The 13,865-nt window shown below is 52.8% G+C and carries 12 protein-coding genes; all 12 read right to left on the bottom strand.

Annotation, left to right across the window (positions count from 1 at the left end; translation table 11 throughout):
* Nucleotides 1-78: 78 nt before the first annotated feature.
* Entirely contained in the window at nt 79-648 is a 570-nt protein-coding gene (locus LJE94_17265) for a type II secretion system GspH family protein (GenBank protein ID MCG6911851.1), read from the bottom strand.
* Between the two features lie 218 nt (nt 649-866).
* A complete protein-coding gene (locus LJE94_17260) occupies nt 867-1,259 on the bottom strand; it encodes a type II secretion system GspH family protein (protein ID MCG6911850.1) in 393 nt (130 codons plus the stop codon).
* A gap of 20 nt (nt 1,260-1,279) precedes the next feature.
* Nucleotides 1,280-1,804, bottom strand: a complete 525-nt coding sequence (locus tag LJE94_17255; GenBank protein MCG6911849.1) for a prepilin-type N-terminal cleavage/methylation domain-containing protein — start codon at nt 1,802-1,804, stop codon at nt 1,280-1,282.
* Between the two features lie 139 nt (nt 1,805-1,943).
* Entirely contained in the window at nt 1,944-2,381 is a 438-nt protein-coding gene (locus LJE94_17250) for a prepilin-type N-terminal cleavage/methylation domain-containing protein (protein ID MCG6911848.1), read from the bottom strand.
* A gap of 332 nt (nt 2,382-2,713) precedes the next feature.
* Entirely contained in the window at nt 2,714-4,054 is a 1,341-nt protein-coding gene (locus LJE94_17245) for a sigma 54-interacting transcriptional regulator (GenBank protein MCG6911847.1), read from the bottom strand.
* A gap of 159 nt (nt 4,055-4,213) precedes the next feature.
* Nucleotides 4,214-5,434 (bottom strand): type II secretion system F family protein, encoded by a 1,221-nt coding sequence (locus tag LJE94_17240; protein MCG6911846.1) that lies wholly within the window; start codon nt 5,432-5,434, stop codon nt 4,214-4,216.
* Nucleotides 5,435-5,535: 101 nt separating this feature from the next.
* A complete protein-coding gene (locus tag LJE94_17235) occupies nt 5,536-7,248 on the bottom strand; it encodes a GspE/PulE family protein (GenBank protein ID MCG6911845.1) in 1,713 nt (570 codons plus the stop codon).
* Nucleotides 7,249-7,376: 128 nt separating this feature from the next.
* Nucleotides 7,377-9,083, bottom strand: a complete 1,707-nt coding sequence (locus LJE94_17230; protein MCG6911844.1) for an AAA family ATPase — start codon at nt 9,081-9,083, stop codon at nt 7,377-7,379.
* A 143-nt stretch (nt 9,084-9,226) separates the two neighbouring features.
* Entirely contained in the window at nt 9,227-10,780 is a 1,554-nt protein-coding gene (gene pilQ, locus LJE94_17225) for a type IV pilus secretin PilQ (GenBank protein ID MCG6911843.1), read from the bottom strand.
* A gap of 42 nt (nt 10,781-10,822) precedes the next feature.
* Nucleotides 10,823-11,347 carry a hypothetical protein gene (locus tag LJE94_17220; GenBank protein ID MCG6911842.1) on the bottom strand — a complete coding sequence of 175 codons (525 nt, stop codon included), beginning with the start codon at nt 11,345-11,347 and terminating at the stop codon, nt 10,823-10,825.
* Between the two features lie 164 nt (nt 11,348-11,511).
* Nucleotides 11,512-12,042, bottom strand: a complete 531-nt coding sequence (locus LJE94_17215; GenBank protein ID MCG6911841.1) for a hypothetical protein — start codon at nt 12,040-12,042, stop codon at nt 11,512-11,514.
* Nucleotides 12,043-12,121: 79 nt separating this feature from the next.
* The coding region (gene pilM / locus LJE94_17210; GenBank protein ID MCG6911840.1) for a pilus assembly protein PilM at nt 12,122-13,865 on the bottom strand (1,744 nt) is incomplete at its 5' end.

The following is a 13,865-nucleotide window of genomic DNA, read 5'->3' as shown; positions in this document are numbered from 1 at the left end:
GTCAGCATGACGGCGCCGTTTGAATTGTTCTGACTCTTAAACGCATTTTTCACGTCAAAATAGCGCGCAGCCATAGTATCAAAGCATCCTCGGTGCCTCACGCAGGCGGTTTCCCCTGGGGTTTACGGTTGTCTGGAAAGTGCCGTTGTAATCGTTGAATTTCAAGGTGATATCGATGGCAAACAGGTCGGCGATATCATCAGCCGTGGTCCAGACTCCTGCTGACGGCACTTTTGCAAAGGTGAAAAGCCGATCACTGCCATAGTCGACCGGAAGGCCGTCCACGAGCGTCTTGGCGCCGACGGCCGGTGCGCTGGTCTGTTCCAGGGTAATGCTGCCGCCGGTCCTCTCCAGGATGTAATTACCGTACCGGTTGGAAAAGGCAATCCTGTCCGCCGTGGCCGTCGTAATAGCGGTGGCGTTCAGGAGTTCGCAGCGCATGCGGGCGAGCGACAACTGGGCTTTCTGCGATATGTCAGCCGCGTTTTTACCGAAGACGTAGCCATCCATGGCCGTGGACACGACGCTCAGGAGGGCGACGGCCAGGATGCCGGCGATCACCAGGCTGGCCACCAGCTCCACCAGGCTGAAACCCCGCTGGTTGCCCGTTTTTTTTTGTCTGCCCCGGTGGGAGAAACGTTTGTTCATTTTTCCAAATGATTTACAAAATACCCGCTTTCTAAGACAAGCGTACGCCTAAAAACACGCATAGCGATTAAAACCAACGTTTCAATTCATCTATCAATGATCGTTCGTAACCCAATTTGCTTGTCTTAGTGTGATAGCGGCGACCTGTCTCGGCGTAGCTCAAAGAGCGAAGACGGAAGCCGCGTCACATAATAAAATCGCGTCCAGCGATTGTATTATTATTCGGTAAAAAAAGCGACCAGTCTCTGGTCGCCGTCGGACAAGGTCACCCTGAGAATGCTTGTTGACTGGGACGCGTACGCATTGCCGGTGATCTGTCCCGCTGCGAGGAAGCCCGTTTCGCCGGCCACAACCAGAGGGCTCGTGTCGACGCTGCTGGCTTTAAACACATTGATGTCCAACGTGTCCTTGTATATTTCGCTGCGGTAGAGCCCGGTCAGGCGGTCCATCTCCTGAACGAGGCGGTACTGGTTTTCCACGCGCCTGACGGGAATCGCACTGCTGGTCAGATTCGTTCGCAGCACCGGGAACATCAGCGCACCGGTGATGGAGATCAAAATAAGGGTGACGATGATTTCCAGCAGGGTAAACCCTCGTTTACCATTGTGCATACAAAATCGGCTGAACGTCCTCATGGGATAAACCCGGTCAGTTCGGTGACGGTTATGGTCTGGGTGGGGGAGGCCTCCCCGGCCGGTGTCAGAACAATGGCCAGGTCGGACGTTAACGGCGTGTTGGTGCTTTTGTCCGTGTAGGCGCTGTAGGGGATGCCCCTCTCATCGAAATAGACCGTAAAGGCACTAGTCTGTATTTTTTTGCTTGCGAGCTCGAGTTTGTCGTCCCCGTCGGTATCGTACGACGGATCATCGGTCAACTGGATGATGTTGCCGTCCGGATTGCTGCCCTGAAAAAGCCAGTATTCATCGGTATCGGCACTACACTTGATACCGTAAACATCGCTGCCCCCGGCACTCATGGCAAGCGTCTGGGCGTAGCGGATATGGGTTTTCATGATTTCGGACTGGGATACCAGACCGGTCGACAGGTCGCTGGATCGGGTGATGATGACCGCGCTGACGATGGCGATGATGACCATCACGATAAGCACCTCGACAAATGTGTAGCCGTCGCTATTTTCGGGTTGGCAGACTTTCATCGCTCCTTTGTTCAACACAAGCCAGGCGCTAAGAGAAAATGCCGACAGGCTTCTGCCGGCTGTTTTTCTCTGCGCCCAGCCATTTGAAGAAAGAGGGGCCCATTGTCACAAACGGGCCTGAAAAAAAGAGTCCGGCCGATTAAGGTGTGTAGGCACCTCGGGTGTAATAGCCCGGCGAGGAGGTGTCGCCGTCTGTCCAAACAAGCGCGTAGGAGCCTGGACTGGCATCGACGGCAATCGTCCCGCTGACCGGTGGGTTAATGTCTGCCCCCCCCTGCGTGGTAGCTGTTCCAGAGGGTATTTCGACTGTAAAATCCGGCCCCAAATACCCGTTGAAGCCTTCATATTCTCCAGCGGTCCCACCGTTCAGGGCATTCTGGGCGAAGGCAAGCGCCACCTGTCCGTTGAGTTCGCCGATCGCGCCGTCCACGGCCTTTTCACGGGCCTTGTCCTGCATGTCGAAAAACTTGGGGACCGCAACTGCCGCCAGAATACCTAAAATGACCAGTACCGCGATAACCTCTACCAGGGTAAAACCATCCTCGTTCTTTTTTTGCTTCTCTTTATCGACCATCATCTGCTCCTTAACATTCGTTCCTTACAGTTGAGATTGATTAGCGGTAAAATCACTGAACACGCCCCGCTGCCCACCCCTAAAAAAGAGGGGAAATTCGCTCGCTATTTAAGGCTAATTGAAAGCATATTCAGTGCCACCGTTACGATTAGACTGCATTATTTTTGGGCTTTGCCGAAAATATTCAATAAAAAATAAAAAACATGCTTATTATTCAATGTGTTAGATCTCATGCAGTTCGGGTTGAAACGCAAATCAAATTAATCGCAACAATTTCACCACATTGGTCGTACTGCAATAATTGTAGCGATCCTACAATTATTGATGGGAACGATCTACAAGTTTTGTTGTTTGAATGAGGCCACGTCGATCTCATATTTTTTAATGCGATGCCAGAGGCTGCGTTCCTTGATGCCCAATAAGTCTGCCGCATGTTTTTGAACCCCGTCGGTTTGTTTCAACGCATCGATAATGATACCTTTTTCAAGCTCCCTGAGTCGATGGTCCAGGTCCTGGTCGCTGGATAACGGATCTATTTTTTGGCTTGCAGAGCCTGTTTTGGCGTAGCGCATGGAAATTCCGGAAGGCAGGTGCCGCGGTTCGATCATGTCTTGGGCCAAAACCGTGGCCGCCTCGACGGCGTTTTCAAGCTCACGCACGTTGCCGGGCCAATGGTAGGCGGTCAACAGCTGCATGGCTTCGGATGACATACGGTATCCGCCGTCCAAAGATTCAAGAAAATGATCCACCAGCAATGGAATATCTTCACGTCGGTTTCTCAATGGAGGGAGCCCAATCGTAAAAACATTCAGCCTGAAATAGAGATCCTGACGGAAACGTCCGAGTTCCACGAGCTGGTCGATCTGTTTATTGGTGGCCGTGATCAGGCGGGCATCGAACGAAACCGGTTTCACCCCTCCGACACGCTCAAATTGACTCTCCTGAATGGCCCGCAGCACTTTGGCCTGTGTCTCGAGGGGCATGTCGCCGATCTCATCCATGAAGAGCGTGCTTTTGTCGGCAGCCTCGAACTTACCGATTTTTTTCGATACGGCCCCTGTAAAAGCCCCTTTTTCATGGCCGAACAGCTCGCTTTCGAGCAGTCCCTCGGGAATGGCGGCACAGTTGAAAGCCACGAAAGGGTTGTTTCTCCTCAGACTGTGACGATGGATGCTCTTGGCAATCAGCTCCTTGCCGGTTCCGGTTTCACCGAGGATCAACACCGTGGAATCGGTTTTGGCCACATCGAGGATCTGTTTCAGCACCGCGCGCATGGCCTGGCTCTGGCCGACGATTTCTGGAAAAAGCTCACGGGCTTCCACCTGGGAAAGTATTTCGGTCACCTGATTGAAAATCTGGGTGAAACGTCCCATATCGTCGGTCTTGACTGGCGGCAGGTTCTTATTGGATGCATTCGAAAAAACAGCCAGTTCCTGAGTTGATTCAGCAAATTGTTTGACCGGGTCGATAATGAACTTGACGATCAGCAATCCGAAGATGGCGGTAACGACAATGGTGATGGTTCCCCAAAAAGCCACCGGCCAGGTGGGATCCAGGCCGCGTTTGAGGTAGTAGACGGCGACGTTGTAGGAGGCGAGGGTAGCCAACAGGGCAATCCCGGCGAAGATGACGGGAATGATGATGTACAGGCTGATGTCGAATCGTATATCCTTCACAAAAAATGCTCCGCATTTTTTGTTATACACGGCTGCGCCGTCGATATAACATAGATATTTTAAAAATAGCGGCCACCTGTCTCGGCGTAGATCGAAGAGCGAAGACGGAAGCCACGTAGATTAAAAGATGGGTACGATCTTTTATATGGGCACCGTCTGTTATTTGACCATTTGAGACATATTCCACATGGGCAGGTAAATGGCCAGGGCAAAAAAGCCGACAACGACCGCAAGGCCGAGCGTCAGGACCGGCCCGATGAGATCCGAAAGTTTTTTCATGGCGTATTCCAGTTCGGCATCATAGTGCAGGGCAATTTCGTTGAGCATCTCCTCCAGGTTGTCGGATTCCTCACCGATGGCGATCATGTTGATGACAATCGGAGGGAAATACTGGGCGGACTTGAGGGGTTCGGCGAGGCCCCGGCCCTCCTCGAGACGCTCGCTGATCAAATCGAATTCATTGGCGATGGCCTGATTGCCGATGGTGCCGGTCAAGATACGGATACAATCCAGAACGGCGACCCCGCTGGCGTGCAGAATAGAGAAAATGCTTGCAAAACGAGACATAGCGGCCTTGTTGAACAACGGCCCGATGACGGGTATGCTCATCAACAGGGTGTCCTTGGCGAGCTTTCCCCTTTCCGTTCTTAGAAAATAATTCAAGAAAACGACCGTTCCGATCAATGCAAGAGTGATAACGAGCCAGTAATTGGCCACAAATTCGTAAAGGCCGATACAGATCTGTGTCGGTATGGGGAGAGGCACGTCTGTTTTGGCAAAGGTCGACGCGAATTTCGGCACCACGAAGGTGAGCAGAATAAAAAAGGCAACGCCCAGGAATCCGAGCACCACGGCCGGGTAGGAAAGCGCCGAACGAATATCGGACCGGACCTTGTGCTCGTGCTCCATGATATAGATGAGCCGTTCCATAATGTCGGGAAGGGAGCCGCTGGCTTCCCCGGCCCTCAGCATGCTGCAGTAGAGCGGCGAAAAGGCCTTGGGATGCTTGCGAAAAGCGTCGTAAAGGCTGGCGCCTTCCTCGATGTCCTGGGTGACCGTAAAGGTGATCTCCTTGAGGGCAGCGTTTTCCGTCTGGTTTTCCAGCACCTTGAGCAGTCTCAGAATGGGGACCCCGGCCTTGATAAGGGTTTTGAACTGCTTGGTGAAAAGAATCAGCTCCGGCGTTTTGATATAGGTGAATTGTTCCTTTAACCATCGTAGAAAGGCGGGGGAAACCACCTGTCCCGTTTCGGTGACCTTGGAGGGAATGTACCCGCGGGACGTCAAGATGCTGTTGGCCATGTCGAGGGAATCGGCCTCCAGGTCGCCGCTGACGGTGTTCCCGCTTTCGTTGATGGCTTGGTAGGTGTATTTTGGCATACTAAAAATAAAATTTTTATTGGTTTTGAAAAAAAGTGTTTATATGCAATACAAAATGTCTTCGATGTAATTCGCGTCCATCATCGGAGAAAAATTTTATTTTATACGATGACCGCCGATGCGGCCTCTTCAAGGGTGGTGATGCCCTGCAGCACCTTTTTGGCGGCATCGTCCTTGAGTGTTTTCAGGGTTCCGGCCTCACGGGCCGCACGGGAAATCTCCTGGGCGGAATGGCGTTTCAGGATCATATCCTGAACCATTTCGTCGATAATCAGTATCTCGTAAACACCGGTTCGTCCCTTGTAGCCTTTGTCCATGCAATTGAAACAGCCGTTGCCTTCCATGAAGTTGGCACTCTCGACGTTGTCCAGCCCCCAGTATTCGAGAGCGGGTTGCGACGGCCTGTAGGGTTTTTTGCAATAGGGGCAGACTTTTCTCACCAACCGCTGGGCAATTGAGACCAGCATGACCGAGGAGACCAGAAAAGGTTCGATGCCCATGTCGATGAAGCGGGTAATGGCTCCGGCGGAATCATTGGTGTGGACGGTGCTGAGCACACGGTGGCCGGTCAGGGCGGATTGAACGGATATGGAGGCGGTTTCGGGGTCCCGGATCTCACCGACCATGATAACATCGGGGTCCTGCCGCATGATGGAACGTAAACCGCTCGCGAAGGTCATGCCGGCCTTCCGGTTCAACTGAATCTGCCGGATCTTGTTTATCCTGTATTCCACCGGATCTTCCAGGGTGATAATATTGATGTCGGGCTGGTTGATTCTCTTGAGAATGGAATACAGCGTCGTACTTTTCCCGCTGCCGGTGGGGCCGGTGCTCAAAATCATGCCGTAGGGCTTGTATATGATCGGTTCGAGCTTCTTGATATCGGCCATGGACATGCCCAACTCTTCCAGCGAGTGGACGCCGCCGCTGGTGTCCAGCAGCCTCAGCACCATGTTTTCGCCGTAAATCGTCGGTATGGTCGACGCCCTGATGTTGATCTCTTTTTCATCCATTTTGACGGTAAAACGGCCGTCCTGAGGAATTCTGGAAATTGAAATATCCATGTTGGCCAGAATCTTCAGGCGGGAAATAATCAAAAGGATCATGGCCTTGGGGGGGGCGGGCAGTTCGTGCAGTTTCCCGTCAACCCTGAAGCGTACCTGGACGTAATCCTTTTCCGGGCTGATGTGCACGTCGCTGGCGCCTTCGCGCACGGCTTGGGACAAGATCGAATTTACCAATCGAACCACCGGGGCTTCCTCGGCCATGTCCTGGAGGGAGCTGACTTCGACGTCCCCCATGGAGGGCCTGGGTTCTTCGCCATCGTCGTCGCGCTCGATCTGCATTTCCTGCATGCCTTCGAGAACGCCGTCGAGACCGGAGTAGGTGCCGTAGAGACTGCCGATGAGGTTGTTCAGCTCCTGGTAGGTGCAAATAACCGTTTCGGCTTCCATGTTCGTGTATACCTCAATGGCGTCCAGGGCGTTGATATCCATGGGGTCGGTCATTGCCAGCGTGAGCAGGAAGTTCGATTTCCTCAGGGGGGCCGCCTGATACTTCTGGGCGAGTTCCAGCGGCAGTGTTTTGGAAAGGTCGATTTCCAGGGGATAATTGTCGGGTATGTATTTTTTTATTTTAAGTTGCTTGGAAACGATGTCGGCCACTTGAGAGCCGCTGACAAGGCCTTCCCGAACCAGGTATTGCCCCAGCTTCATGTTGGTACGCTTGTGGTCGACGATGGCCTGTTTCAACTGTTCCTCATTGATCAGCCCGGCCTCGATGAGCATTTCGCCTAATCGCTTTTTCTGTTTCACGTTAACACACTCCTGAATTGGGCGATGTAGCATTGCCCGTGAGGAATTCGCCTATAAGGACGATATAACATAATCCTACCTGGGTTGAGGGTTTTAAAAATTAAAATGCTCGTCGTTGAACGCTCCGTTCAAGGGCCCAGATACGGGTTGGCATAAAAAACGGTTGCGTCGTTCCAATGCGGCAACAGTCTGCTTTCGGGTCTGTTGCGGGATGCCAACAGGTCGCTCAACCTGGCCCTGGCGGTTTCCTCGTCGTAATAATACCCGTTTGAAATGATGGAAAATTGCAGGCCCGATGATTCTTCCCAATGCGGAATCAACCGGGATGTTTGCGCCAGCTGCCGGTCATTTCTCAGCAGATCGAACGCATCTTTTAGGGCGTCCCGCCGGTACAATTCGATCCACCAGCGCTTTTGCCCCTCCTCTGCTTTGATACGTAAGGGAATCGCCGGGAAAACGACCACCTCACCGATATCGATGGTGTCGGGATCGGTGAGATGCGGATTCATCTCAACGACCGCGTACAGGTATTGGCTGTTGAATATGCCGTAAATGGTCTGAATCATGCCGCCGAGGGTTTCCTTGCGGTGAAACGTCAGCTGTCCGAGCACCTTGGGGCGCTGATGCGCTACGGGTTTCTCCGAACTGCCGGTCTGAGGGGGCGGAGCATCAGGCGCTGTCGATGCCTGCACATAGCCGTCACCCGTTCCGGTTGCAGCGGCCGGTTCCAGAGCGGGGGAGGCAGACGGTTCGCGGCCCGGCTTGGCCGCCTGTGCCTGGCCAGCATGGGATTCGCTTGGTTCGGCCGTCTGGGAGGGTGACGAAACGGGAACAGGGGTCGCCCCCTGCTGTGCACCGCCGGCGATTCGATAGCTTTCTCCGTCATCCGAAACCGGTGCCGGGGCGTTTTTGAAAGGTATTCTTTCGGGCAGAAATCGGGGAACCAGGACAATGCCGGCGGCAATGCATGCCGCCACCAGGGTCACAGACACCCAGGAGCGGCTGCGAGGGCCTTCAAAAGCGCGTTTCATGCAGGACTGCACCAGAAACCAGTTGGCCTTCGATTTGTTCTGAATGATCATGGTCAGTATGCTGCGGTGGCACAGATTGACAATCTTGCGCGGGTACCCGCGGGTGGCCCGGTAGATGGCCCAGAGGGCAGGGTAGGTAAACAGGGAGAGCTTCTGGGCGGCGGCACTGGATTGGTTCAGGCGGAACTGGATCATGTTCTTGCTGTCCTTGAATCCCATGGGCTCGAGGCGGTGGTACAGGTTAATCCGATCCGCAAAATTGGCTAACTGCTTCAGGGTGTTGTCGAACTCGGTCTGAGCGAAAATGGCGATTTGAAGCAGCTTGTAGTCGTTGGTTTCGTAGTTCAGGAATTCGCGCAGCACCTCCAGGCAGAAGTCAGGGATCTTTTGCCCTTCGTCGATGATCAACACCGTGGTTTTCTGTTCCTCCACGCCCTTTTTGAAAAGAACTTTTTTTATCCGCTCTTTCAGCTGGTAGTCATCATCGGTTTGGTCCACTTTTTCTGCGGACAGCATTTCGGCTACGGTAGACAGAAATTCATGGGGCGTGGTGAAATGAGGGTCCAGGATAAGATGGGTCTCGATGGTGTCTTCATCGCGGAATTTTCGGATGAGTTGCCTGCAGAGAGTTGTTTTTCCCGTGCCCACGTCGCCGATAACCACATTCAGCCCGCGTCGCAATCGGAGGGACAGCTCCAGCTTCTGAAGGCATCCGACGTGCTGATGGGAGTGAAAAAAATACTCCGGGTCCGGTGAGTTGGAAAAGGGCTCCTTATTTAAATTGAGAATGCTGAAATAATCCATAAAACCCCGTCCCGATTCAACCGGGATTGAACAGGTGTCACTCGATTCACTCGATCAAACAAGGCCGAAGCCCCGAACGACATTTCACTGCATTTAATGCGACGTAGCGCAGGGCTTCGGCCCTGCCAATGCGTATGCACGTGTCACTCCGACGACGCGCCTTCCAGCGTAGCATCCCCCGCACCGGCCTCCGGTCGCGTTCCCAGGATATGCGGGGTGATGAAGATCAGCAGTTCTTCCATCTCCCTGCTCGTTTGCTCGCCCTTGAAAAGATAGCCCAGGAAAGGAATGTCTTTCAGCCACGGCACGCCGCTGTCCGATTCAGAAATTTTTTCTTTGCTCAAGCCTCCGATGACGGTGGTTTGACCGTTGTAGACCATTACCTTGGTGGTCGCTTTTTTGGTAATGATTTTTGGTTGTCCACCAATCGTCTGGCTGAAGTCGAGTTCGTCTTTCGTGGTGTTTATTTCCAGTTTCAGCGCGTTGTTGCCGATGACATGCGGTATGACATCGAGGCTGAGGACGGCTTTTTTGTACTCGATTTTCACCTCGCCGTTTTCCACCGTCTGATAGGGGACCTCCTCGCCGCTTTCTATGACCGCTTTCTGGTTGTCGATGGTGGTGATGGAGGGGCTGGAAAGAATGTTGACCTTGCCGTCGGTCTGCAGCGCTGTGAGCTGTGCGGCCAGAATACTGTCACCAACGTTTTCCAGGGCAAAACCCAGCGAAAAAAGGTTGTAAAAGCCGTTGTCCCCGGCTGTGGCATCGGCCGGGAAATTGACCGCCCACCCGGAGGTGGGGTCGATGCCGCCGGCGCTCAGGGGGTTGGAAACGACGCCTGTGGAATTGATCCCGGGCGTCACCCAGAAATCGCCGTTGTTGCTCAATCCGCCCCACTGCACGCCCAGCGCCCTGGCCGTGTCCTTGTTGGCCTCGACGATGTGGGCTTCGATGAGGATCTGCGGGGTGGGCCGGTCCAGCTCCATGATCAGAGGAATCATCCTTTTCAGATCGCTGTACATGGCCTGAATGATGAGGGAATTGGTGTGTTCGTCCACCATGACGGATCCGATGGTGCCGCCGTCGATATTTTCGGACAGGTATTTGTCGAGGCTGGTCTTCAGCTGCTTGGCATCGGAGAATTCGACCTGAACCACCTGGGTGACCAGCGGTTCGTCTTTTTCCATGCTCTGCTTCTGTTCACGGATCTTCTGATCCATGGCCAGCCTTTCCAGGCTTTTGTTGCGGTCTTCGATGGTGATGATGCGGAGGATGTCGCCTTCCCACTCGTAGAACAGGCCCTGCGTGCGGAGAATGCCTGTAAACACCTGGTCCCAGGCCGCTTCCCTCACATCGATATTGACGGTGCCCTTGACGCTTTCGTTGATGATCAGGTTAAGGCCGACGGCCCTGGTCAGGGCCCGCAGCAGTACGGCGACATCGGTTTCGTGCATACGCATGGTGATTTTTTTGGTGGGCAGCGTTTTTTCGGGTTCTTTGCCCTGGTCCATGGGTTCGATTTTGGAAATTTTCGGCGGTGGTGGGATCACCGTGCGCTGTTTGGCTTTGGGTGAATACCCCTTCGATTTTTCAGCCGTCATTTTCCACTGTTCGACGAACGGATCCTTCTGCTCTCGGTCGTGCGCGCAGCCGAAAAGTAGCGCCGCCGTGAGAAAGACAGGCATAGTCCAGTGCATAACGCTTCCAAATGTAGTTGATTTTCCCATTTTCAAAGCCGCCTACTCCTTTGCTTCCTTCCGGACGCTGACGTCCTCGTCCAGCGGAAGAATTATCGTTTGAGGGTTGTTTGCAACCCCTATCACCACTTTTTCAGGAGAAATGCTTTTTACGTAATATCCCGCTTCGCCCAGCTGCTCACCGCTCTCATATTCCATGCCGTTCACGATGGCCAGCAGGCTGTCTTCGACCTGTATATAGCCCGTATAAGCGAGTGTAACGGTTTCGAATGCCGCCTCCTCGACCTTGACTTCGGATTGCTGTGACGCCAAAATGGCGCCGGATTGAAGAAACGGGCTGTCGGGCCATGCATTTTCAGCCTTTTGGATGACGTACTGGTCTGCCGCCGATACATGCTCGCTGGCCAGGTTCGTAGCGGCATCGACCACGAATTTTTTCAGGTCGGCAAGATTCTGGGATGAATCCCTTGCCGGCACGTTGTCACCGGGCGCCAGAAAAAAATTGTAGATGCCATAGAGCACGACTACGAGCATTAGAAGAATGATGATTCTTTCTCTGTTCAGCATTGATCCTTGCGATCCTTTACGTCTCGGCGTTTATTGTTTCCTCGTCCAGATCGACATAGCCTTTGTTTGAACCAGATGTAGCGATTTCAAACCAAATAAGAACGGACAATATTACTTGTATTGCAGCGACGAAGTAGCGTTCCATCAAAGCGTGGCACACGCTTTTATTGCTCCTGGGATATCCAAACGCTTAGATTGATCTTGTTTGCATCTCTGAAACTGTTGATTTGTATGATTTCAATGTGTTTCAGATAGGGGAGCGCCCCCAGATCGAGAAGCACATTCCTCAGATTTTCGAACGCCCCGATCATATGGACACTCATCTTCAATACGCCGGTTTCAGACATCAGGCTTTCGATGTCCGTGTCGATATCTTCAAGCGTGAAGCCGTTTTTTTCGACGATGCTCTGGATAATGGGCGATATCTTATTGGTGTCGTTTTTGGAAAGTTTTTCCGGTGGCGGAAAGGGCAGAGAAGCTGGTTTTGTGAATTGCGCTTTCTTCGAAAGGTCCTCGAAAATCGGCGAAAGAATTTTCTGCTCTTCTATTTTGTTCCTCAACGTATCAATCTCGCGCTCCATGTTGGTGAAGGACATGTAGTTGGGGAATATCGCCAGAATTACGAACAGAAAAATTCCGCCGCCAAAAATCAGAATCAACAGAATATTTCGTGAAGGCAGATAGTTCATGGGCATCGTCTGTTTCCGTTTAGAGGAGGCAAAGATCTCCCCGCGATAAATTGCGCCACCGTCGCTGCCGCCGGAGACATGCGGATCAAACCAGATCCAGCATGGCTCTGAATTGCAGCACCTCTTTGTTTTCTAGAAATTTGAACGATTTGCTTTCCACGCTGGGTGTCTGGAACATGGGTGAACTTCCCAGTCCGACGATGTAAGCGGCCAGCGTCGACTCGAAGGTCAACCGGTCTCCCATGACGATCCCCTCGAGGGTCAGTGTCTGTCTGCCGTTTTCTTTCGGCGATGCTTCAGGATCACCGAAATCTGCGGTTATGCTCAAAAGCTTTATCTCCCCAGGCGTTATGGTCGAAAGCTCATTGATGACGGCCATGCCTTTGTAGCGGGAGCTAAGTAGTTTTAGGGATTTTCGTTTGTTTCTCGTCTGGCTGGCAAGGTTGATGATCAGCTCTTTGTTGACGAGGGGGCTGAACGTTTCAACTTTGCTTTTCAACTGCGCCAATTCTACGCTCTTTTCTTTGAGAAATGCGTTGCCCCACCAATAGACCCCGGAACAGATGGCGATGAACAAAACGATGCCGGCCGCGATGATGTGGTTGGCCCGTTTGGCATTGTCGTCGGACTGTTTGTTCTTGTAGGTGTAAATGAAATTCGGCGTCAGCTCGTTGTTGGAAAGCCCCAGACCGATGGCCGGCGCATAGGACTCCTTCTGGGTCGGATCGACGGGCAGGGTGGCGATGCCGAGGTAGTTGAGTCTGGGGGAAAATGGATCGAGGGTATCGATGGGAATATCCAGTTGATCCCGCATGTAGTTTATCAGGTTAGCGTAGGCGCTCAATTGACCGGAAACGAATATTCGGTTCATGCGCTCGTTGCCGAAATGGAGATAGTAGTGATCCAGGGTTCTTTCCACCTGTTTGACCAGCCGTTCGACTGCCGGCAGGATCATGGCAAAAACATCGCGATCCTGAAAGGCCCGCCCGGTTTCTTCAAGTTGAACGGGGCCCTTCCCGTTGATGTGGTTGAAGAATATCCTGCGTGCCTGTTCGACGTCGACGATATAGGTCTCCTGGTCGATGCCGAATATGCTGCTTTCCGATGGGTCGATCGCCTGTTCGGTTTCCGTTATCTTTTCTCTGCCGAGTTCCTGGGCCACCGCTTCGATCATGCTGCGTATGCCGGCCTTGATGCCCCTCGATAGAATGAGGTTACCGCGGGAGTAGATGACAATTCTGGACCAGTCCCTGCCGATAAAGAGGCTGCACACCAGTTTTTCGCCGGCGTCGACGATATTGGTGCGCAGCAGGTTCTGCATGCCGAAAGGGACGATGGAGACGCCGGTCAGGGGGAACCCGATTTTACCAAACAGGTTCTTTAGCTGGACGACCTCCTGCTTTGGAGCCACATAGGCCATGGTTTCGATCTTGTTGATGCCGTCCTCGATGATGTCGCCAATGATTTCGAAATCGAAAATCATCTCATTTTCGTCGAAGGTAAGGTCTTTTTTGAGCGTCCAGTAAACGGCATTGTCGATCTGTTTTTTGGAAACTTTAGGGATCTTTATATTGCGTGTTTCCACACGGGCGGCTGAGATGCCGGCCCAGATCGCTGTATGTTTGCTCCGGCCGCAGAACTCTTTCATCGCATTCTTGAGAAAAGCCGGGAAGGTGGGACTGTTTTGTGCAATCCCCTCGGGAAATGGAATCGTGGTAAAGTCGAGCAGTTCATGCCTGCGCTCGGAAACCGTGTTGATCATGGCCATCTTGATTTCCGTATAGCCGATGTCAACGCCGACGGTTGTCCTCTTTCGCATGGGAATGACG

The organism is Deltaproteobacteria bacterium (assembly GCA_022340465.1).
GTDB lineage: Bacteria > Desulfobacterota > Desulfobacteria > Desulfobacterales > B30-G6 > JAJDNW01.
This window is presented reverse-complemented; position numbering and strand designations above follow the sequence as displayed.